Source organism: Fluoribacter gormanii (genome assembly GCF_900156395.1).
Lineage (GTDB): Bacteria > Pseudomonadota > Gammaproteobacteria > Legionellales > Legionellaceae > Legionella > Legionella gormanii.
In genome coordinates this window covers 19,192-42,284 of record NZ_FTNL01000005.1, presented here as the reverse complement: position 1 = coordinate 42,284, position 23,093 = coordinate 19,192, and the positions used below count along the sequence as shown (strand labels likewise).

Sequence of the window (23,093 nt, the reverse complement as noted above, 5' to 3'; positions counted from 1 at the left end):
TGCCTGGGCAATATTATTATACTATATAGTATCAGCTCTTTTGATGAAGAATACTAAAGGATGCTTCATTTAATGAATAATGAATCAATTTCTCATGAGGAAATGATGCACACGTTACGAGTTTTTTTCGCAATTCTCCTTCCAAAGGAAACTCAGGTTCATTTATTCAGGAGTTTAAAGATCCTACAACACATTATGCCTGCAGAATATATTCGCTGGGTCCATGTAGAAAAAATGCATATCACATTACAGTTTCTCGGAAACATACCGCAAGAGCAGTTGATGGCTGTGACTGAAAGTGTGCGCACGGCAATAAAAAATGTCCCCACATTTCAACTTGTATTCGGCCCCCTGGAATGGTTTCCAAACTTGCGTCATCCTAAGATTCTCTCAGTATCTGTTCAACCCCAAGCTACTTTAGCAATGCTGGCCGATACAATCGGGAGTTCGCTAATTGCTTTAAATATTCCGATTGAAACGCGGCCATTTCGTGGACACCTAACTCTGGGTAGATTGATTCGGCGAGGGATGCGCTATGAGCTGTTGGAGACAATAAAAAAAACGGCTGTACCAGCCGTTACGGTTAACAAGATCCATCTTATAGAAAGTAGATCAGAAAAGGGGTGGCAAAATTACTATCCATTAGCGGAATTCAAATTAGACTCGTCGTAGCCTGAGAGTACAATGCTACGCTTAGCCATAAACACGCAATAAATACTCCATAACCGCACGTAACCCCATAGCTTCGCCACCTTCGGGTTTTCCGGGTGTACTTTGCTCACTCCATGCCATAATGTCAAAATGTACCCAAGGGGTTGTCTTGGTAATGTAACTCTTGAGAAATAATGCCGCGATAATAGCTCCAGCATAAGGATAATCACTGCAATTTGACATATCAGCAAGAGATGAGCGCAGAAATTTTTCATAAGCCGCAAATAAAGGCAAACGCCATACAGGATCGGCTGCTTTATAGGACGCATCGATTATTCCCGCGGCTAAAGATTCATTATTAGTAAAAAATGCTGACATTTCAGTTCCTACAGAAACACGAGCGGAGGAGGATAAGGTAGCAAAGTCAATCAATAACTCGGGTTCTTCTTCACAGGCTTTTACCAAAACATCGGCTAAAATTAGACGTCCTTCTGCATCTGTATTATCGATTTCTACAGTTAATCCATTGCGCATAGTTAAAACATCACCAGGTCTAAGAGCATTAGGACCAATAGCATTTTCGACCACGGGAATAAGGACATGCAAACGAATAGGTACATTTCGTTTCATGATCCAGTGAGCAAGGCCTATCACATGTGCTGCACCGCCCATGTCTTTCTTCATTATTCGCATCCCATATGGGGATTTAAGATTCAATCCCCCCGTATCGAAACAAACGCCTTTGCCTATTAGGGTGATACGAGGATTGTTTTCATCACCCCAGATTAAGGAGAGCAGACGTGGTTCTTGTTGGGCGGCACGACCAACCGCATGAATGGCAGGAAAATTGGCCTGTAGCAGTTCATCACCAATCCATTGTTTGAATTGTGCGCAATTCTCTGCAGCTAATGCCGCAACCCTATTTGCCATTTCTTTAGGCCCCATATCACTCGCCGGTTGATTGATTAGATCACGTACTAAAAAGTGAGCTTGAGTTAAATCGATTAGCTCAGAGAACATTTGTGACTCAACTACCAAGACTCGAGGAGAAGTTGAATCTTTTTTGTATTGGTCAAATCGATATTGAGCTAACGCCCAATATAAGGCGGCTTCTTCAGAGCATGTTTCTTGCAGTTGGTAATGGTTTGCTGGCAATAATAAAGCGGCATGAGCCATCGCTAATATTTGATTTTCATTACCAGTCCCAATATAGACTTTCTCTAATAATCCTTCAGAGTTATGAAAGAAGCAATATTCGCCAATTGCCCCATTAAATTGAGTTTGGACAAAGTAATTACGCTCAACAGGGGTTAATGTTACATTTTTATCCTGTAATTGCTTTGGAGATAATAAATAAAGCGGAACAGAGTTGACACGATTTATTGTAAAAAAAAGTTCAGCATTCATGTCATGCTCTCAGAAAAGTAGTGAAATGATTTTAAAATTGATAATTAATTATCAATTCTGATTTGAATTTTGTCAAAAAAGGAGTGGCTCGGGCAGATTCATTTCATGCAGAAAAGTGATATTACTAAAGCCATACTAGTTAAATGAGTAATTGTAGCCTGTGTGCAGCGAAGCAAACCTGGATTCCGCTTTGCTGTACCCAGGTTCAATTTATGCTATACAACCGCAGGCTTTATTGTTTAAATCTCTGGTAAAGTCCGACTAATTCAGCTTCACCGATAACATGCCCAGTCATGGCATTCAATACTAAATCTCGCGTTGTGCCATCTCCCAAACTTAATACCGTATCCAGAGCATATAATTTAAAATGATAGCTATGAGCAATTCCAAAAGGAGGGCAAGGACCTCGATATCCTAAGCCATCCCAACTGTTTTTTGCATTTGCAGCTCCTGAAGGAACTGGGCTTCCAGCGTCTAATTCATTTACAGAGGGAGGTATATTAAATAGAATCCAGTGTGTCCAGACGCCTTCAGGCGAATCCGGATCATCTACAATCAGCGCAAACGATTGTGTTTGGGGGGGAATATTGGTCCAAGCCAAGGGTGGGGATTGATCTGCTCCTGAACACGTATACTGGTCTGGAATGAGTGAATTCATTTTAAAGTCTGGACTTGTTATGGTGAGTGAAAATGCGACGCCATTGTATTGAAACAGAGAAAACACTAAGAACAAAAGTAGAGAATATTTTTTCATTATATTGTTACTCCAACTCATCTTATTTAAAAAAACCAGATAATAAAGTATGGCACTGAAATCATCTAGATAAGAAAGAGCAAATGATATTTAGGTATTTTTTTATCCGTAATCGAGGTGATTTCTGGGTATAATGCACTGTTCTATGTGCTCTTCGTCATTATTATCTATTTGATTTTGTAGTTACTTGCCCAAGATAAAAATAGGGATATAAAATGGCAAATGAATGTGTAATTGACTTAATTGTGGCAAAAAAAGAAAAATCGTTCATTGTTTTTGAAGACGAGCATTTTATCGCCTTTCTGGACTCTCGGCCTCTTTTTCCCGGCCATACATTGTTAGCCCCTAAAATGCATATTAAAACACTGTATGAAGTGCCTGATTCTGTGGTCCCCCCTCTTTTTTTACTCACGCAAAGATTGGGGGTCGCTGTTGAAAAAGCGATGGGCGCTGCAGGAAGCTTCATTGCGATGAATAATACTATTAGCCAAAGCATCCCCCATCTGCATATACATATTGTTCCCAGAAACAAACACGATGGACTTAAGGGTTTTTTCTGGCCGCGAACTCATTATAAGGACGAAGTACAGATGTATGAAGTGCAAGAAAAAATTAGACTGCAGGTGGAGAAACAGGCATTCTAAATGATGAACTTTAGTTTGCAACACTCGAATATTCACTGGAGTCAACATGAGTTGATTATTTTCCATTCTTGCTTTACAAGTTCAATAGTATATTATTGATTTTGATTCCCAAAACTGATGCAGTCCTGAGCTTCAATAATATTAGGGATAAGCATGTATTTTCTCTCATTCATAATACTAGGATGGTTTACGATGACTTCCAATTTATCAGCAGCTGATACTCCGCATCATGACAGTGCCTATGATTATTCATTTCATACATTACGAGGACATGAACCCCTACCCCTGTCATCTTTTAAGGGAAAGGTGTTAATCGTAGTGAATACGGCGTCAAAATGTGGTTTTACCCCTCAATATGCAAGCCTAGAGAAACTTTATGAAACCTATAAAGATAGGGGTTTAGTCATACTTGGAGTTCCTGCAAACGATTTTGGTGGCCAAGAACCAGGTACTGAGCAAGAAATTGCTAGTTTTTGCCAGGTTAATTATGGTGTAACTTTTCCGATGGCTGCTAAAGAGGTGGTTTCAGGAAAAAATGCGCATCCTTTTTATCTGTGGGCCAGACAGAAATTAGGGTTTGGCACGGCACCGAAATGGAATTTTCATAAATATCTTATCAATCGTCACGGCGAGCTTATTGACTATTTCTATTCAACTACTTCTCCAGAAGCAGGGAGATTGATCAAGGCGGTTGAGCACGCGCTTGATGAAAAAGCGTGATTGAAGAGCGAAGTAGCGGAACCTGGGATAAAAAATAGATATTATTCCGAACTCCGCTGTTTGAGGTATCGTCAGATTCACGGTGGCGTTTCAATCAGGCAAACATATCAGTAAGTTAAGCTACATCATATCCTCCTGCAACAGCATTATATACTTGCACAATGCTATCGAGTAATTGAGCTTTTTCTTGAATTAAACTTAACTTACTTCGATCAAGATTTATTTTTGCATTGATTACATTGCGATAATCTTTTGCCCCAGCTTTATACTGGGCAAGTGCAATCGCATATGCTTTTTGAGCTGCCAAATAACCTTTTTGAGTTTGTAAATAAGATAAATTGTTTTTCTGCTCGGTTGTAAGCGCATCATCAACATCTGCGAATGCTGAGTGAAGAGTGTTCAAGTAATCAAAATTGATTGCTTTGAATCCAGCCTGAGCTGATTTGATATTTTGATAGGAACTGGCATTAAATATTTTTGTTGAAGCAATGGCCTCAGCAACCCAAAGGTTAGTACTCAATTTTAAAAGATGTGTTAAATCAACCGATGCACCACCAATTAAGCTAGTCAGGGTAATCGTTGGAAAAAAAGCAGAATAGGCTACTCCAATTTGCGCCTGGGCCATCTTCAGGTTACTTAAAGCAATCATAATGTCAGGGCGATTTTTTAAAACTGCTGAGGGTAATGATTTAGGAATCAGATGACTTACATTTAATGAAAATAAGCTACGATGGGTAGCGATAGGACCGGGGTTTTGATTCAGTAAGAGGTGAATGGTATTTTCGCTTTGCGCCACTATATTTTCAATTTGAGGAATCTTTGCCTCCTCCTGTGCAATCTGTTGATCGACATTGGTGATGGCTTCGATGTTGCTGGCGCCTTTTTGGAATCGAATCTGTTCCAGCTGATGTAGTTTCCTCAAATCACGACTCAGAGCATTCTCTACCGCCAATTGCTCTCGTTGACTCAAGAGCATAAAGTAAGCACCGCTCATTTGGCTAATAATCCCTAATTTTATTGATTGAGCTTGAGCCTCTTCCATCGCTAAAGAGGCTTTGGCTGCTTTAATATTACTAATATTATTTAAGATATTTAAGGTGTAGCCTGGAACAAATCCAGCGTTGTATCCTCTAAATCTCAGGTTGGAACGGTTTGCAAAAAACGTATTATTGGCTAATTGCTCTTGGGGAGTAATATGGGTATTCCAGGTTCCACCTGTAAAACCAGTAGCGCTTGCATCCAGAGTTGGTATCCATGCATATTGAGCCGCTTTAAGTTGCGCTTGTGCTTGCTCAATTGTCGCATGGGAACTTCTAATCGTATTATTACAGGCTAGAGCTTGGGTTATAAGCTGATTAAGCTTTGGGTCATGCAGCTTTTTCCACCATGCGACACGACTTAAATCGGCTTGGTTGCTGATGTATTTTACTCCACTACGTGTGCCGTTAGGATAGTTCACTTTTTCATGAGTAATGCAGTTTTTACAACAGCCTCCAAGTAATATGGCAAATAGATTGAGCAAGATGATTTTTGGTTTCATAATTTGGCCAATTTTAAATAAATTTAATTAGTCGAGCTTTGTTCTAAATATTTTCCCTGTCAAAAGAATCAAAATAAAAGCGATCAATAAAATAGGTAAAATGTTAGGGACAATTTGTGCGAGTGTATTACCCTTTAGTAAAATCCCGCGCGTAATTCGCACAAAGTAGGTCATAGGCAGGCAATATCCTATGAATTGTGCCCACGTGGGCATGCCATAGAAAGAAAAAATATAACCTGATAGAAACATAGAGGGTAATTGATAAAAGACACTCAATTGCATTGCCTGCATCGGCATCTGGGCGATGGTGGAAAAAATCATGCCTACCATTAAATTTGCGATAATAAATGGCGCAACGGCTATATAAAGCAGCAGAAGGCTTCCTTCGGTAGGAATATGAATTAATAACTTGCCAAAAATAAGAACACTGGTGAGTTGTAAATATCCTAAAACAATGTATGGGATTACTTTACCAAGGATAATCTCCAATGGTTTTAATGGAGTACTTAAGAGCATTTCCATGGTACCAGATTCTTTTTCTGATGTGATGGCGGTTGAAGTAAGCATTACCATAGTCAGGGTAAGTAACACACCGATTAAGCCAGGAACGATATTATAAGAACTTGTATTTGATTCGTTATAGAGGCGGTGGATGGTGAGGTTGACGCTTCTATCGACATGAGTTGGAGAAGGTAAGCCTAAACCTTGTTGATTAAACGAATTCAGGGTTTGATTCAATATTGGTAGTGCATTGCTCAGTGCACTGGCACTGCTTCCAGGATCTGAGCCATCGATTTCAACCAGTAACTGGGGGTTTTCTTTACGAATGTACTTCCGAGTAAAATCAGGAGGAATGGTAAAAGCGAAGCTTATTTTTCCATTCGCTAAATCTTGATTCTTCTTATCTTCATCTAATAGTTCATTAGTTACTTTAAAATATCCTGATGCTTCAAGGGCGCTGACATAGCTTCTAGTCAATGGTGAGTTATCATAGCTGATAATGGTAGTAGGCAGATGCTTTGGATCGAATTGAATAGCAAAGCCAAAAAGAATGAGCAACATAATCGGTAAAATGGCAAGCATCGCGATTGTGCCTCGATCGCGAGTGACAAGAATAAATTCTTTACGTATTAAACCAGCCAGACGAGTTAGAGATATTCCTGGTGCTAGATATTTATAGTTCATCGCATTAATCCGATAAAAACCTCTTCAAAAGACGGTGTGATCTCCCTAAATGACAGATCGCTGTTTTCTTGAATGACTCGCTCCAACAAGTCATGATTGCGTGATGAAATTCGCAGCTCGTTATTTACGATGGAAGCTAATAGTTTTGGGTATGAATCAAGCAGTTTTTCCATTAGTTCATTTTGTTCTTTTCTAGCAACTTCCACTGCATATGTTTTGACTTTTGACTGCGGAATTAAGTTTTTTGTGCTGCCTGTAAACAATAGCTTTCCTAAATTAATATAGGCCAAGTCGGTGCACTTTTCGGCCTCATCCATGTAATGAGTCGTTACCAGAATTGTGGTACTGTCGCGTGAGGAAATTTTATGTAAATAGTCCCAAAATTCTTTACGTGCTTTAGGATCAACGCCTGCTGTAGGTTCATCCAAGAATAATAATTGAGGTTTATGCAGTAAACTGCATGCTAAGGCTAGGCGTTGTTTCCATCCTCCCGATAAATTCGCAGCTTGCACTTTTCGATAGTCTTCAAGCCCGAGCTCCTGGATCATTTCTTCTATTGCTTGCGCCGAATTCTTTATCTGAAAGATATCGGCAATGAAGCGAAGGTTTTCATGAACAGTCAAGCCTGTATAAAAACTGAATTTTTGAGGCATATAACCGGTACGTTTTTTGATCTCATTGCTTTGGGTTTTAATATCATATCCAAGACAAGATCCTGCTCCATCTGTGGGCGTTAAAAGACCGCAGATCATCCGAATAGTCGTAGTTTTGCCACTCCCATTTGAGCCAAGAAAGCCAAAGATGGATCCCTTTTCTACTTGTAGATTAATGTGATCCACCGCGATTTTGTTATCGAATACTTTTGTTAATTGTTTTACATCAATTACAAAATCACTCATCAAGCTAATTCCAAGGTAACAGGTTGACCGAGATGAATTTTTTCCAGGTCAGGCGAATCAATTTTTGCTTCGATTCTGAATACAAGACGTTGACGTTCCTCACGGGAATAAATAATGGGGGGAGTGTATTCAGCAATATTTGAAATATAGAAAATATGTCCTTCAGCAAAATGTTCATTGTTGTCGGTCTTAATCTTAACGTGCTCATTAAGGCGTAATTGAGCAAGTTGTTCTTCAGGAACGAAAAATATAGCTTTAATATTATTTTTGGTAATTAAGGAAAGTACAGGTGCTCCTGCTTGGACGAACTCACCTCTTGAATAATAAGTATCAAATATAATGCCTAATTCTGGTGCAAAATTTTCCTTGCGCGTCATCTGCCATTTTTTGTCGGCAGTATCAACCTGATTGTTCTTGATTCTAAAATCAATATCATTAAGTTGTTCTTTTGAAATGTTTAAATCTCTCTGAGCCGCATCAAGATCATTTTGGCTTGCTGCATTTTGCTTACGCATTTCCAGGGTACGCCGATAGTTGATTTCATTGTAGTTGAGCTGGGTCAAAATTTGTTGGCGTTGAGCATGCAGATCTTTTTGAGTTAATTTGCTCATTTTGACATTATAACGTTCGCTGGTTTGCTCGAGCTTGAATAGGAATTGATTATTTTTGACTAACTGCCCCTTTAATACGGCTAATTCAGTCAGTCGTCCGCCAAAATCTGCAGACAAATAAACAAGATCAGTATCAATATATCCACTAAAGGTATTATTTTCTTTTTCGCAGGCTGCGAGCAGGAAAAGAGCCAAACCAACGAGCAGCAATTTACGCATTTCAAACCCATCCTGAGCTTTGTTGCTTAACTGCAGAAACATCAACAGATATGCAATCTTAAGGCATTTAAGCTATGTATATTAAGCCTAAGAATTCAGCGTGTCAAAAAGTCACAATTAATAAAGCAGATACTCACATATAACTCGTGTCTATGAAATCCCATCTGGGATTGACCGATTAATATCACCAATCCCATGCTTATATGGTATCTAAATACTAGATAAATAATTTATAATTCGCTTCATCAGTTGCTGAATGCATGCTTTTGAAGCACTCTGTGGCATCCTGAGGTGAGCTTATTGTAAATTCTTTTTGAGGAAAGAAAAGCCCGGCATTGAACTTGATATTCATTTTATTTAACGAAGCCTGGGTATTGCTTTTACTTTCAAAAAATGACTCCATTTTTTTGGAGAATTTTAGACTATCCTTTTCTAGATCTTCAAGCCTTTCGATTTCTTCCTTGAGGGAAGAATTTCTCAATCGTGTAACCACCATTTTTATTGCTAGTTTTTTGAGCTCTTGAAGCATGAAATTTTGCATATTATTCTGATGATCTTGATAGCTATTATAGTGATCAGGAATTACTTCTGGTTTAAAAACATCATCCATTTGCGCTTTCATTTGCGTATCCGACATTCTGGGAGTAACTATTTCAGTCGTGAATTGCTTTTTATGTTCTTTAATTGCTTGTTGATAATTATTTTTTGTAAGAATTTCAGCAATAATAATACCTAGAGAAAAAATATCATGGTCTTTTTTGTAGGGTTGTTGATTGTCAATACTGCTAATTTCAGGATCTGTGTAACCTTCGGTCCCACAAAGCTCTTTTATATTAGAACCTAAAGCAACAGCATCTCCAAAATCGATTAGGCGTATCTTTATTTCCCCATTTTTAAAGTATACCTTAATGTTTGCAGGTTTTAGATCTCGATGTAATAATTGAAACTGTTCATGAAGTTTTAATACTTCTTTCATCAAATGAAGTATTATCTTATATTGTAAATCAACACTAAGATTTTTTTTGCCTAGATAATGACTCGAGTAGATGTCATCTTGCGAAACCTCATGATCAATAACATAGAGAAATTGTAATAAAGTATCTCCAGGAATTCGTTTCATAGCTATGGCAAATTCACCTTGATTTAATTTATAACAGCCATAAAACCATCCTCGCTTTGTCAGATTTTCCATTTCGATGTCACGTACTTCAGGAGTTACTGCTGAATTGAGTATTTTTACTGCAAGAAAATTTCGATTGATCAATTCATAACCTTTAATTACTTTGTTAGCACCGCATCCCTCAATTTCTTTTTTATTAATTAAAATAACAGTCTTCTCTGGGAGCTCTCTATTGTTTTTCATATCTCTGTGAGGTGTGACAATAAGTTGTACATCAGGCCGATCTTCATCATGCATGACATGAATGTTTTTATCTCTCTCTCTTAAGTAGGTTTTTGCAAAACTAAGATATTGTTGAAAAGTTTCCTTACTTATAGGGAGTTGTTCAAGAAAATCATTGTTTTTGGGTGATTCTTTTTTTTTGGCATGAGTGTTTGGTAGTGATTTTTGTCGTTTTGGTGAAGCATTACTTCCTGAAAGTAACCATCTTGGACTACCAGAGTTTCTTCGTGCCGGAGACTGAGAGTTTGAGTGCGCTTCGCTTGATTTTGCTGTTGTCGTTTCACATTTATTTTTTGGTGATTTTTGTTCTTTTGGACACTCTTCTTTTTTTTGTTCGTCTAAATTAAGCCTCAATTTTTTATGCAGTCCTGAATTTTTTCTCATTGAATGGTTGTTTGGTGTGCTATTTTCACCTGTATTTGTTGTCTCAACGGAACTGTTTTGTTCTCTCTTGCTAATCGATGTTGGAATAGGAGTATGTATATCTGTAATTTTTTGTTTACCTGTAATCACTGTCTTATCCAGTTCAATATCAAGTAAGTGCTTTGTTAATTCGAACAATAACAATGTTTTTATATCTGGTGTAATCGTACTGTCTTTCAGAATAGATTGTTTTAATTCATTTAAAAGGGATTCTTTAATCTGGGCTACTGCATCTTGTTCTAGCGTTTCTTGAATTTCATTAAGGCTTAACATCTTTGAATTTCCATTAGTTCCAATATGTCCTGTTTTCATTAAACTGAGCCATATTAAAAAAGTTAACTATATGTTTTTTACATTTTATATGCGATTTTTAGAAAGGTTGCTATTTGTTTTTTTTATTAACACGCGTAGCGCAAATTGTAGAAATTTGCTCTTTGGGCCTGGTAATTCCTATTACTAACAAAAACTGGGCGGCGTAATAAAGAAACATAATTAAAATAGCTGTTAGCTTATTACCAGAAAATACAAATAAGTCTAAAGACAAAACAAAATCAGACAGTAGAAAAAGACAAGCTCCTGTCCGTATCAACAGTGATTGCTGTTTTACTTGAAAGGAACAAAATACCATTAAGGTCAACAGGCATAAATAAATGGCTACTGGTTTTTTCATTTCCCCTAGATGCGGAGATAAAAAGTAAAAGCTTATCAGGACAAAGACTAAAATTGGCAAAAAAGAAAGCAAGTTTTTTCGTTGAAATCGCATTCTTTTTAAAAAGATACTAATGTACATGCAATGTGCGCCCATAAACGCCAGGATTCCTAGTTGCAGTGCAATCTTTACTGGAAGAGTCAAAAAGACATCACCAATTATTGAAAAGCCTAAGGCACAGAGTAATAACGTTTTTACTTGTCTTTGTGGATTAATTTGAACAGTAAATAACATCAACAAAGCAATGGGAATTGCTTTGAGTAAGGTGGTCAAAGGATATTGAATCGCAGAGAGTACCAAAAGATAAAGTATCATACTGAGCAAAATAAAAAGTTTCGTTATTTTAAAAGGCTGTTCTAGCATATAAAAATCCTTATTATTCAGTGATCTTTAGTCTCTTCTAGTATACATCCTCTTTGCCTTCCTCCGCTCAAATTTTGTTTATTTAGGCAAAATATGGTTTAATAACGCTCTTTCTGCTTTATTTAGGATCTATTTATGAAAAAAATAATCTTGCTTCTACTCATTACCTCTCTCTTTACAGTAGGCCATGCTAGCAAGCTTAGTAAATTTTTAAAACAAATGGATGAAGAAGATAGGGCGCGTCAAGAACGAGAATGGCAACAAGATATGAATTTCGGTGATTTTTCATTTCGATTAGATAGGCGGTATAGCGATGATCATGGCCAACGTTGTCGCGATTATAAATTTAGATCACGCAGTAATCCTTTTCGCCATGGGTATTATACTGTCTGTGATGAACGCTAGGTTTTAAGAGATTTGCAGGAGATAAAGTGTTAGGATGCTTTTTCTCCTTGTCACTTGTGGATAATTCTTAAATATTCTGATGAGCCATTTCATGAATTAAATGGAGAAATCCATTCCATATCCTACAATAACATCATATAGACCTAAATCTTGCTGTGGCGATGCGATTCAATTTTAAGGATGCATTATGAGTAAGTCTATGATGATGCTTTTCCTCTTGGCATTTACTTCTTGCGATTATGCCAATATTGCCAATGATATTTTATTAAGCAGAACATCAGAGCAAAAAACACAAATACTAAGTGGTATTATCAACTCAGCAGGCGAGCCGTGTATTGCTATTGAATCTTTTTATCAGGGAGTTGATCTCAATGATGCAGCCTATTGGAATATCGCATGTTCCAATGGACAGTCCTATGTCATTCAAATTGCAAATGACGCAGCCGCGACAACTACAATAATTCAATGCACTGCGATGAAATCATTAGGTGCTCAGTGCTTCAAACGATTTGGTTTTTAAATGAGCTAAATATCAGGATATACGAGAAATGTTTACAATGGATTGACAGGATAAATATTAATGGAGTTGGACGATAGCTGGCTGTATACTCTATATGAATGTATTAATCAAATTAGAGAATAAAAAAAGGATTTTTTTATGACGCAAACAATAGAAAATCGTGTTATAAATTTAATTGCAAGAACCCAAGAAATCTCCCCTGAAGAAATTGATTTGGATCAATCAATCGACCAAATTGTTCCTCGTTCTCTGGATTTAGTTAATTTATTTTTTGACTTAGAAGATGAGTTTGATCTTGATATTCGTAACGACATCCATAAGGAAAAAACAATCCGTGAAATAGCATCTGATATTAGACAATTAATCATCAAAAAAAACTAAGCGTAAATTGCCTTCATTTAATAAACAAACTCGTAATTTCCCTGTGGCTTAAATAAGACAATTTACTCCACTTCAAAAGAAAAAAAATAATAAATCAAGAAGTTACTTAGCTAGCATTATTTTGCACATTTATTCATTGTCATTGTGCTCAATTAAATTTAGAATGCTTTTTTTATTTATGAGTAGACTAAAATGTCATCAGTATTAGCAACTTTAGGGATAATAGACAAACTTCCTTATACCTCAATGTCTCAATTGAGTATTAACAGTGATCTTAGTAAGCTGCAATTGGAGTCACAAAATTATTTTACAATTGCAAAAGGAGCTTATGCAGCTGATGGAAACGTACTCGGTGTTACTATTAAAGAAGGGCAGCACTTCCGAGTTAACAGCTCCAATCATATCGAGTTTTTAAAGAATTGTACTGCGCTGGTAAGAGAAAAATCCTCACAACTCAAGAGTATCGATCAAAAAATCATAGGAAGTGTTGTCTTTGGTGTAACCGCAAGCGCCTTATCTTTTCTGCCGGTAATTGGTTTTTTAGGTTGGATAGGCTGGGGGGCAACCGCTTATTTTATCTACCAACGTGCTACTGCATATACTGAATATCAAGAATCTTTAGCTCTTTTAGTCAGTGCGTGTAATTGGAGTCTAGGTGAAGATGGGAAAAAACGTAACAGCAAAGTAAGCAATTTGACAACGAATGAATCAATACGTGATATGATGGCAGTGCTTTATCCTGTTCTTACTGAAAAGCAAGTAAAACATCTTATTGCGGATGACATTGAAGATGAATTTGCTCAAGAATTACAAGAATATGAAAAAAAATTTCAATTAGGTTTCGAACCAAATCGATTCTTCTCTAAAAAAGACGATACGATTGCGCTAAGTAAAAAAGGTGCGGAATTTAGCCGTTGCATTTACGGCTATAATAAAGGTGGTTTTTCTGATTTTCTTGATGCCATTGTATCCATCCTTCCCGATTTATATAGAGCAGCACTTCATGGTTGTCAAAAATTACAATATTGGTGGCAAGAAAAGGGCCACTCCCCAGAAACAGAAGAGGCTCATGATTCGCAAGCCGCTGTCACATTAAGTAACAAATAGATAGTCCTGTCTCACCCTAAAGTCACGATACTATCCTCGGACTTTAGGGGTAATAAATGTTTAATATGAACTGCATTTTTTTCTCTACGACAGAGAATGCTCATTCATTTTTTATTCTATAGTCTATCTTGTTAATGTTTATAAATGTTGATCAAAAAAGTTGAAATTGCGCCCTAGATTAAAGTGTAGTCTTTTATTCGAAAATACATCCTGTGCCAGTTTAAAGATTATGACTCAACTTGATAATGAGGAGGAACAATGGAGCTAAAGATCGAAGCAAGTAACGATGCGGATATTTTTATCTACGGTAAAATGGAACCTGATGAAACCAATAAAATGCTTATCTCTAAGGTTGAATGGCTAAAGATTCAGCCTGATTTCTCAATGCTCACCAAGTTACAACAAAATGGCGATAAGCTATGGCTAATCCGTGATAGCCGAGTAGAAGGTTTGCTTACAGTTCAATCGCTTAGCTGGGATAAACAATTATCTCTATGGGTAATTAATGCCCCTCAGCGCTATATGTTATCAAATCATGAAGGATGGATTGTAAATAATTTTCTTCCCGAGAGCGATATGTTTCTTGCCGTTGTTGATTCAGTGGGTGGTTTTATCGATATGACGGACGAAAAAGCAAAACCTCATCTTCCTGGATTATTAAAAATTCTCTCTGAGAATGGATATTATGTAGAAAATAGAATTAATCCGAAAGCCGGGCAACAAACAAAATTAAAAGGTTACACAAGTTACCATATTGATGCACCAAAACCCAAACAAGAAGTTTTGGATTCAAAATTGGAATCCACAGTAGTTACTTTACCAGAAGGAATAATTATTGCACTAACTTGCCCGATTACGATATTAAAGACGGGGCAGATGAAGGTAATGAAAGACCCAGTGACACGAGTTAGTGATGGTATTTCCTATGAGCGTGACTCTTTATTGGAAAAATATCCTGATTTGAAAGAAGGAACTGATTTTTATCCAAATATTAAGCTCAAAACAATTATTAACTATATTTCTGCAACTTCTTTGAAGCCTGAAGAATATTGGACTAAATTACAGAAAGTTGATGAGGATATTAAAGATCCAATACTTTCTGAAACAATGAACGATCCTGTTTTAAGTCCGAGTGGGCATTCCTATGAGAAAACCTCCATAGAAATATGGGTAAAAAAGAAACAACTTGATCTGCCTACGGTGAGTAATACAATTCCAATTCCTGATCCAATGACTCAGCTGAATATTAGAGGTAAGTATCTTGTTCCTAATAAAAATTTACTGCTATTTATTAAAGCTTGGCCAGCTTTTTATGAGGACCAAGAGTTCAAATTAGCAATAACACTCTCCACAAACATTCTAACCTGAAGAACTCCTTTTCCCCTCAGAGGGGAAAAAGTGCATCAATTACTTATTGATTAATCATGATTCGCAATAATTAAACTTCAAATGAAGAATTGTTCCAAATAGGCTGCATTTATCTTCGCACGTTTTTTTATGTTATAGTTTTATGGTCATTTTATAAGGAAATTATAGGGATGCGCACGGAATATCAAGGAGTAGTTACACGATTTCTCCAGCAAGATGAGCGACTCATCTTATCTGAAGAACATGAAATGCCTCTGGTTATTGAGGCAAATAACGCTACAGACATTGAGTTTTTGCAGCAGTTTCTTATATCCAATTCCCGTCAAATTATTGAAGATATGGCTCATTATGGAGCGGTTCTTTTAAGAGGCTTTGACATCAATACAGACGAACAATTCGAAAAGGTTGTTTTGAGTATCCCGGAATTTCGCGGTATCAGTGAAGCGTTTATGTCTGAAAATGGTCGAGTTCATGTTGATAATCTCCAATTTGTTCTACACACTAATTCTGTTTATAAAACTGGCGGAACATTGTATTTAGGTGGTTTTCATTCTGAAAATTATTATTCTACTGATGTTCCGAGTTATCTTTGTTTTTGTTGTTTTCAACCATCAGAATTAGGTGGTGAAACCGGTTTAATTAATACACAAAAAATCTACAGTCATTTGCATGATGACTTGAAACAAAAACTAGAAAATAATTCCTTTTTTGTTTGCAAATGGTCTGTTGCCGAAATTGCTGAACGATATCAAATTACTCACGATGCAGTAAAAATAATATGCCAAAAATTCAATCTCCCTATTGTTGGCGAGGGAGAGGAGCAGTTTGTATATATGTATAAACCGAGTGTATGGGAGCATCCTCTTACTCAAGAAAAGGCATTGCAAATCAATATGTTTGAGCTACCTACACTTAATTATGAACTGCGAAAGTGTTTTATGGATGACTATAAAGGACCGGTTTGGTTTTGGCATCGATTTTTTTGGCGCTTGCCAACTTCAATGTTCAATTTAGTCGAATTACTCGCCATTGGATGTATTTCCTTTTTTAATTCACCCAAAAACGCATATAAGATTGTACGGACAAAATTGTCTAATTTTAAAGCGAGTAGAAAAAGCAAATGCTTACCAGCAAAGACAGCGAAAGTGGGAAGTTGCTTTAGCGACAAAGAGGTTAAAGATCTCGCACAACTCATGCGAAACTATTATTCATCTTGCTTGTGGAAAAAAGGGGATGTATTGCTTATCGATAATAAAAAAGTAATGCATGCGGGGATGCCTGGGAAGGGGGCACGATTGGTTCGAGCTATGATATGTAATCCTCTAGATATGAATTATGCATCTGAAAAAGGGGTTTTAGTGGCCAAAGAACGAACAAGCGATACGATTGGTGCTTGTATGGTCGAACGCACTATGAATTAATGTACTAAATGATATGAATGCAGCGAAACCAGGGAAAAACTGATTCTCAAATCCCAGGTTCCGCTGCGCTCACCCGGGTTACAATTCAGATGTTAGTTTCGTGAATAGTCATTCCACATTCCTTCCCGAATAAATAATGCGTGCAAGTTCTGCACCCAGGCATGCATTGTTTTTAATTAACGCAATATTGGCAAGCAAACTTTTGCCTTGTGTGAGCTGAGCTACTTCAGCTAAGAGAAATGGTGTTAATGCTTTTCCTGAAATATTATTTTGCTCAGCTTTTTGTATGGCATTCATAATTACTGGCTCAATCACCTCGTGTGGAATATTAAACTCCGCAGGAATTGGGTTGGTGATTAAAACCCCTGAAGACATACCTATATCCCAATGAGCAGTTAATATATGAGCAAGATTTGGTACATCTTCTACCCAGGTTGACAAAGGATAATGGGTTGAGTCTGTATAAAACGCAGGTAATACTTGGGTGCGATATCCGATGACAGGTACACTCATCATTTCTAAAAATTCCAAAGTACGCGGCAGGTCAAGTATGGCTTTTGCACCTGCACAAATCACAGCAATGGGTGTTCTGGAAATTTCAATGAGATCAGCGGAAATATCCTGTGCATCACCTCGATGGACCCCTCCAATCCCTCCAGTAGCGAATAATTTAATGCCTGCTTTGGCAGCACAAAATAAGGTTGCAGCAACAGTTGTTCCGGCAGAATGTCTATTGACCACCATAAAAGGTAAATCGCGCCGGCTTGCTTTCAAAACCTCTGTATTGTTTGCAAATTGCTGCAATTCACTTGCTGTTAAACCAATTTTGATTTTCCCATCAATCACCGCAATGGTTGCGGGTGTGACATCGTGTTCACGTACAATCTGCTCCACTGCTTGCGCGGTTTCATAATTATCAGGATAAGGCATGCCATGGGAAATAATCGTCGACTCTAATGCCAGTATCGGCTTTTTATGCTCGAGTGCTGATTTTACTTCTGGGGAGTATTCAAAAAATTGCTTCATGATGTATTTCTCTTATTGAATGGTTTAACTGAATAGTTCTTAATGCTTCATAATTTATCTGCTCATTTACAGTGTGACAGGATTGTACGGTTAAGGCGGCCATTGCTGCCCCTGTTTGACAGGCATCAATAATTGGTTTGTTCTGTTTCAACTCATAGAGGATCCCTGCAATAAAGGCATCACCAGCTCCACTGACATCGACTATTGGATCGATAAAAAATGCTGGAACATGTTTTTGGACGGTTTCGTTAACAATCACATATCCGGCTTTTCCCAAACTGATGATGCAATTCCTAACGCCTTTATCTAACAACAATTGTCCAGCTTTGATGCAATCAGATACTGAATGAATATGGGATTGAGTCAATACTTCTGCCTCGAAACGATCTGGTTTCAACAGAAAAAGATTATCCAGACAGGGAGGCAATTTTTGGGCTTTGATTACAGAAACAGGATCAATGCATAGCTTGATATTTTGGGTGCGTGCTATTTGCATTGCATATTCAATGATTGCATGGGGTAAATTGGTATCCAGAAAAACAATCTCTTCATTATTCCATTCACACCAAGATTGCGTGAATTGATCTAATGGGACATGGTCAAAAATTTCCATGTCCGCTAAAGCAAGAAATAGTTCTCCTTCTTCATCGAGAAGAACATCATAATGAGCTGTGGGTTTACCATGAATTGTGAGAATATTTTCGATTCCGACATTCATGCTTTTTAAATTAGCAATGGCCTCTAATCCATTGTTATCTTGGCCTACCACGCTGTAGATATGCACATTGTTAGTCAATAATGCAAGATTTTTGGCTACATTATGAGCAACACCGCCAAATGTTGATATCGATGAAACGGGGTTAGATGTCCCCAATTGCAATTTATGAATTGATGTTAATTTTCGATCAATGCTTATGCCGCCAACGCATATTATTTTTCTATTCATTAATGGATCAAAATGATTTGAGTAATGCATCATAACATGACAACAGCAGAGTTATCCTGATAAAAGGTAAGAATTAATTGAATAATTCCTGTGCTATTATTTTCTGATATCGGTATCAATATTAATCTATGATTGCTAAAAAAGCAGTTGTCCTGATATAAACTGATTGTGTAGTGTTACTATAATGAATTCATAAGGAAAAAAGCATGGGACTTCTCGTTGATGGTCAATGGCATGATGTTTGGTATGATACCTCCAAAACTGGAGGGGCGTTCAAACGAGAACCCACTCAATTTCATTCCGCGATTAGTAATGATCCCCATGCTCGATTTCCTGCTGAAAAAGGACGTTACCATTTGTATGTATCACTTGCTTGTCCCTGGGCGCACCGTACTTTGATTTTTAGAAAACTCAAAAAACTGGAAGATTATATTGATGTCTCTATAGTGCATCCCCATATGCTTGAAAAGGGGTGGGCGTTTAAAAAAGAAATGGGTGCTACGGGAGATAGTCTTTATGGGTTGGACTACTTATATCAACTTTATGTTAAAGCTGACAACAAATACACCGGCAGGGTAACTGTTCCTGTTTTATGGGATAGAAAAGAAAAAACTATAGTTAGTAATGAGTCAGCTGAAATTATTCGTCAGCTTAATTATGCATTTAATCATCTAACTGGTGATGAGCAGGATTTTTACCCAGAACCACTTCGAGTGGAAATTGATGCCCTGAATGATCGAATTTATAGTGCCATTAACAATGGAGTTTATCGTTGTGGATTTGCGACAACTCAGGAGGCCTATGAAGAGGCATACATCAAATTATTTCTTTTACTAGATGAGCTTGATGCTCGTTTACGTAACCAAAAATACTTACTGGGTGAGCAGTTAACCGAGGCTGACTGGCGCTTGTTTACTACCTTAATTCGTTTTGACGCGGTCTATTACAGTCATTTCAAGACCAATCAGCAGCGAATTAGTGACTATGAAGCGATACAGCCTTATTTAGAAAGACTGTATCATCACCCAGGGGTGCGCGACACCGTAAATTTTTTACATATCAAGCAACATTATTATTTTAGTCATAAAACCATAAACCCAACTCAAATCGTACCTTTAGGACCAAAACTAAACTTCGATTCATGAGTACTGTTCCTGCAATGATACTCATAGGTTGGGTCATTTTGACTGGAGGTATTGTCACTTTATTGGGTTTTTAATGGAAAAATTTTATATATGGCTTTCATTTGTTTATATATAGTGTCCTTCTCGCGCAGGCGGGAATCTATCCATCAAATTAATTCCTGACTTTGTTTGAGAGATGGATTCCCGCCTGCGCGGGAATGACATGGATTTTGGGTGAAATGTATTATTGCTACTAATATTGATCGTGAAAAAACTTTTTTGTAAAAAAGATACCACCGGTCATTTTGACCCAAGACATTGAAATGAAATCAATTTTTTGCTTTATTCTTCTTTTTTAGATCTTTTTTCACCCAATTAATTAATCCACCCTCAATAAGCAGCTCGATTTGACGTTTGGACAAGGTTTGTTCTACCTCGATTTCTTTCTCATTAATTTTTATTTTTAATGACTCTTTGTTCAGAATGTCCGGCAAGTTTTTGATTTCAACAACATCATCTAAATGGATTAAATCGTAATCTTTAGAATTTTTAAAAACCAAAGGTAAAATGCCAAAATTGATCAGATTTTGCCAATGGATGCGCGCAAAACTTTTTGCAATGACTACCCGCAGACCTAAATAGCGAGGAGCTAAAGCTGCATGCTCTCGGCTAGAGCCTTGGCCATAATTTTCTCCACCTACGATTACATGGCCCTTCTTATGTTTTTGGCTGCGTTCCGTATAATCCGGGTCGACATGACCAAAAGTAAATTCACTAATTTTAGGTATATTACTTCGATAAGGAAGAGCCTTTGCGCCAGCAGGGGAGATTTCATCAGTTGAAATATTATTTTCTACTTTGAGTAACACGGGTATTTTTAATGAATGTGGCAATGGTTCAAAGTCTGGTAAAGTGACTATGTTCGGGCCTTTGACTAATTCTACTTTTTTTGCTTCGTCTAAAGGCAAAGGTGCTTCAAAGCAGGAGGGATTTAATATCCTTTTCTTGGGTATTTTTATTTCTGGATAGGGCATGTCCAAAGTTGTGGGATCAGTAATCACGCCGGTCAAAGCGGACGCAGCTGCGGTTTCTGGGCTACAAAGAAAAACCTTATCTTCATCTGTTCCCGAGCGCCCAGGAAAATTTCTGGGTACGGTTCGTAAGCTATTTTTTTCTGTTGCAGGCGCTTGTCCCATCCCAATACATCCATTGCATCCTGCTTGATGAATGCGAGCCCCAGAGTGAATAAGACTCCCTAAATACCCATCGCGTACCAACTCTTCTAAAATGGTTCGTGAAGTTGGATTGATGTCAAAGGATACATTGGGATGAATGGTGCGACCCTTGACTATTTCAGCTGCAATTGCAAAATCGCGATATCCTGGATTGGCTGAGGAACCGATATAAGTTTGATAGACTTCTTCCCCTGCTATTTCGGCAACTGGAACTACATTGCCAGGACTTGTAGGCTTTGCGATGAGCGGTATCAATTTAGATAGATTGATTTCTGCATGTTCATCATATGATGTCTTGGGATCTGCAATTAATTCGATCCAGTCTTTTTCACGACCTTGACTTTGTAAGAATTCTTTGGTGATTTCATCTGAAGGAAATACTGTAGTAGTTGCTCCTAATTCAGCGCCCATATTGGCAATTACATGGCGATCCATGGCGTTTAGGTGTTTTAATCCTTCTCCATAATATTCAAAAATGTAGCCCACCCCACCTTTCACATCATAACGACGCAGCATTTCCAGGATAACATCTTTTGCACTGACCCATTTAGGTAAGGAACCTATTAAATGAATACCCATAACTTTGGGCATTTTTATGTACAGTGGATAGCCGGCTATAGCCATCGCGACTTCTAACCCACCTGAACCGATGGCAATCATTCCCAGAGAGCCTGCAGCACAGGTATGGCTGTCTGATCCAGTTAGTGTTTTACCCGGTATTCCAAAATTTTGCATATGCACTGCGTGACTGATTCCATTTCCTGGGCGGCTAAAATAAAACCCAAAACGTCTTGCCGCACTTGCAAGAAAAAGATGATCGTCAGAGTTTTTATTGTCTTCTTGAATTAGATTGTGATCTACGTATTGTACGGATATTTCAGCCTGGGTGCGTTCAAGTCCAATAGCCTCCAATTCCAGCATGACCAGGGTACCAGTAGCATCTTGGCACAGAGTTTGATCAATTTTTAAGGCAATTTCCTTACCTGGCTCCATTGTTCCTTCTAGAAGATGTGTTTTGATGATTTTTTCCGTTACATTCATTGCTAAATCCTCCTTGAGAACAGCCAATTGTTAAAATATAGCACAATGAACGCAACACATTTGATATAACAAAGTATGAATTTCTATGTTAGAAAAAAGTCAGAATGATGATGTGGTACCCATTTTGCGACTTTATAAAGTATGGACTAAACTTCAAGGTGATGGAGCGTTTCGGAGACTAGGGCAATGAACTACGATGATCGATATCAAGCAGGCCGTGTTCTAACGGATTTACTTAAAGATTACGAGAAGCGGACGGATGTAATCGTATTGGCATTGCCTCGAGGCGGTGTCCCTGTGGCCTATGAAATTGCGAGTAAGCTCTCGCTCCCACTTGATATTTTTATTGTTCGTAAGCTCGGCGTTCCTGGACATGAAGAGTTGGCTATGGGCGCTATTGCTTCTGGAGGAATAACTGTTTTTAACGAAGAAATAGTCAATTCCCTGCATATATCAAAAGAAGCGATTAATAAAATTCACAAGTCCGAACAAGAAGAGTTATCACGCCGCGAATTGGCTTATCGTGGTAAGAAACCGTTCCCGATGTTACCAGGAAAAACTGTAATTCTTGTAGATGATGGTATCGCGACGGGCTATACAATGCGCGCGGCAATTGCTGCATTGAAAAAGCAAAATCCAGCAAAAATTATCGTTACAGTTCCAGTTGCTGCACGCTCGACCTGTGATGAAATCGCCCCTTTAGTTGACGAAATTATTTGCCCAATGCGCCCGGTTAATTTTTATGCTGTAGGGATGTGGTATAATGATTTTTCACAAACAACTGATGATGAAGTGATGCAATTATTGAAAAAAATCTGAGCATTGCGAGCACTCATATCTTAACTTATAGTCCTCCCATCAAATATTTGCTTCTTGTGCACTACTCATTGAAAAGCCATTTAACTCAACCTGAACTCAAATCTGACTCTTCCACAAGATGTTCAACTTGAAATTAAGAGACAGAAGCAAGTTTTTAGGTGAGAAGATGAATT

Annotated in this window: 22 protein-coding genes; 11 read left to right on the top strand and 11 right to left on the bottom strand. The window is 37.8% G+C overall.

All coding sequences use genetic code 11. The annotated features are described in order from the left end of the window. Window positions 1–72: 72 nt before the first annotated feature. Window positions 73–672 carry an RNA 2',3'-cyclic phosphodiesterase gene (gene thpR, locus BW930_RS04660; RefSeq protein ID WP_238587829.1) on the top strand — a complete coding sequence of 200 codons (600 nt, stop codon included), beginning with the start codon at window positions 73–75 and terminating at the stop codon, window positions 670–672. 21 nt (window positions 673–693) lie between these two features. Here thpR and BW930_RS04655 read toward each other — a convergent pair whose 3' ends face one another. Next, window positions 694–2,058: a leucyl aminopeptidase family protein gene (locus BW930_RS04655; protein ID WP_058467219.1), complete on the bottom strand. Its 1,365-nt coding sequence runs from the start codon at window positions 2,056–2,058 to the stop codon at window positions 694–696. A 232-nt stretch (window positions 2,059–2,290) separates the two neighbouring features. Continuing rightward, window positions 2,291–2,812, bottom strand: coding sequence for a YbhB/YbcL family Raf kinase inhibitor-like protein (locus tag BW930_RS04650; RefSeq protein ID WP_058467218.1), 522 nt, complete (start codon window positions 2,810–2,812; stop codon window positions 2,291–2,293). 215 nt (window positions 2,813–3,027) lie between these two features. Here BW930_RS04650 and BW930_RS04645 point away from each other — a divergent pair, with 215 nt between their 5' ends. After that, the gene (locus BW930_RS04645) at window positions 3,028–3,456 is read left to right on the top strand and encodes an HIT family protein (protein ID WP_058467217.1); all 429 of its coding nucleotides are present in this window, start codon (window positions 3,028–3,030) and stop codon (window positions 3,454–3,456) included. A gap of 192 nt (window positions 3,457–3,648) precedes the next feature. After that, window positions 3,649–4,176 (top strand): glutathione peroxidase, encoded by a 528-nt coding sequence (locus BW930_RS04640; protein WP_058467216.1) that lies wholly within the window; start codon window positions 3,649–3,651, stop codon window positions 4,174–4,176. Window positions 4,177–4,291: 115 nt separating this feature from the next. On the opposite strand, the gene BW930_RS04635 is transcribed toward BW930_RS04640, so the two are convergent. From BW930_RS04635 to BW930_RS04610, 6 genes are all read right to left on the bottom strand, one after another. After that, window positions 4,292–5,716: a TolC family protein gene (locus tag BW930_RS04635; RefSeq protein ID WP_172461603.1), complete on the bottom strand. Its 1,425-nt coding sequence runs from the start codon at window positions 5,714–5,716 to the stop codon at window positions 4,292–4,294. Window positions 5,717–5,743: 27 nt separating this feature from the next. Beyond that, entirely contained in the window at window positions 5,744–6,901 is a 1,158-nt protein-coding gene (locus tag BW930_RS04630) for an ABC transporter permease (protein WP_058467214.1), read from the bottom strand. Continuing rightward, window positions 6,898–7,800, bottom strand: coding sequence for an ABC transporter ATP-binding protein (locus BW930_RS04625; protein ID WP_058467213.1), 903 nt, complete (start codon window positions 7,798–7,800; stop codon window positions 6,898–6,900). The genes BW930_RS04630 and BW930_RS04625 overlap by 4 nt, the downstream gene beginning before the upstream one ends. Beyond that, a complete protein-coding gene (locus BW930_RS04620; RefSeq protein WP_058467275.1) occupies window positions 7,800–8,630 on the bottom strand; it encodes an HlyD family secretion protein in 831 nt (276 codons plus the stop codon). The genes BW930_RS04625 and BW930_RS04620 overlap by 1 nt, the downstream gene beginning before the upstream one ends. Before the next feature lie 217 nt (window positions 8,631–8,847). Continuing rightward, window positions 8,848–10,767 carry a protein kinase domain-containing protein gene (locus BW930_RS04615; RefSeq protein WP_058467212.1) on the bottom strand — a complete coding sequence of 640 codons (1,920 nt, stop codon included), beginning with the start codon at window positions 10,765–10,767 and terminating at the stop codon, window positions 8,848–8,850. A 70-nt stretch (window positions 10,768–10,837) separates the two neighbouring features. Continuing rightward, a complete protein-coding gene (locus BW930_RS04610) occupies window positions 10,838–11,527 on the bottom strand; it encodes a lysoplasmalogenase (RefSeq protein ID WP_058467211.1) in 690 nt (229 codons plus the stop codon). Window positions 11,528–11,662: 135 nt separating this feature from the next. Between BW930_RS04610 and BW930_RS04605 the strand changes: the two genes are divergently transcribed. From BW930_RS04605 to BW930_RS04580, 6 genes are all read left to right on the top strand, one after another. Continuing rightward, window positions 11,663–11,932, top strand: a complete 270-nt coding sequence (locus tag BW930_RS04605; protein WP_058467210.1) for a hypothetical protein — start codon at window positions 11,663–11,665, stop codon at window positions 11,930–11,932. 187 nt (window positions 11,933–12,119) lie between these two features. Then, window positions 12,120–12,452, top strand: coding sequence for a hypothetical protein (locus BW930_RS04600; RefSeq protein WP_058467209.1), 333 nt, complete (start codon window positions 12,120–12,122; stop codon window positions 12,450–12,452). A gap of 138 nt (window positions 12,453–12,590) precedes the next feature. Beyond that, the gene (locus BW930_RS04595) at window positions 12,591–12,833 is read left to right on the top strand and encodes an acyl carrier protein (RefSeq protein ID WP_058467208.1); all 243 of its coding nucleotides are present in this window, start codon (window positions 12,591–12,593) and stop codon (window positions 12,831–12,833) included. A 192-nt stretch (window positions 12,834–13,025) separates the two neighbouring features. Further along, entirely contained in the window at window positions 13,026–13,940 is a 915-nt protein-coding gene (locus BW930_RS04590; RefSeq protein ID WP_058467207.1) for a hypothetical protein, read from the top strand. A 258-nt stretch (window positions 13,941–14,198) separates the two neighbouring features. Continuing rightward, window positions 14,199–15,308, top strand: a complete 1,110-nt coding sequence (locus BW930_RS04585; RefSeq protein WP_058467206.1) for a U-box domain-containing protein — start codon at window positions 14,199–14,201, stop codon at window positions 15,306–15,308. Between the two features lie 170 nt (window positions 15,309–15,478). After that, a complete protein-coding gene (locus tag BW930_RS04580) occupies window positions 15,479–16,729 on the top strand; it encodes a TauD/TfdA family dioxygenase (RefSeq protein ID WP_058467205.1) in 1,251 nt (416 codons plus the stop codon). Window positions 16,730–16,837: 108 nt separating this feature from the next. Here the strand turns inward: BW930_RS04580 and BW930_RS04575 are convergent, their stop codons facing one another. Then, window positions 16,838–17,755 carry a pseudouridine-5'-phosphate glycosidase gene (locus BW930_RS04575; protein WP_058467204.1) on the bottom strand — a complete coding sequence of 306 codons (918 nt, stop codon included), beginning with the start codon at window positions 17,753–17,755 and terminating at the stop codon, window positions 16,838–16,840. Beyond that, window positions 17,739–18,701 carry a carbohydrate kinase family protein gene (locus BW930_RS04570; RefSeq protein WP_058467274.1) on the bottom strand — a complete coding sequence of 321 codons (963 nt, stop codon included), beginning with the start codon at window positions 18,699–18,701 and terminating at the stop codon, window positions 17,739–17,741. The genes BW930_RS04575 and BW930_RS04570 overlap by 17 nt, the downstream gene beginning before the upstream one ends. 206 nt (window positions 18,702–18,907) lie before the next feature. On the opposite strand from BW930_RS04570, the gene BW930_RS04565 reads away from it, so the two are divergent. Beyond that, entirely contained in the window at window positions 18,908–19,846 is a 939-nt protein-coding gene (locus tag BW930_RS04565) for a glutathione S-transferase family protein (RefSeq protein WP_058467203.1), read from the top strand. 308 nt (window positions 19,847–20,154) lie between these two features. On the opposite strand, the gene BW930_RS04560 is transcribed toward BW930_RS04565, so the two are convergent. Next, the gene (locus tag BW930_RS04560) at window positions 20,155–22,101 is read right to left on the bottom strand and encodes an aconitate hydratase (RefSeq protein ID WP_058467202.1); all 1,947 of its coding nucleotides are present in this window, start codon (window positions 22,099–22,101) and stop codon (window positions 20,155–20,157) included. Between the two features lie 186 nt (window positions 22,102–22,287). Here BW930_RS04560 and BW930_RS04555 point away from each other — a divergent pair, with 186 nt between their 5' ends. Beyond that, a complete protein-coding gene (locus tag BW930_RS04555) occupies window positions 22,288–22,920 on the top strand; it encodes a phosphoribosyltransferase (protein WP_058467201.1) in 633 nt (210 codons plus the stop codon). Window positions 22,921–23,093: the final 173 nt, after the last annotated feature.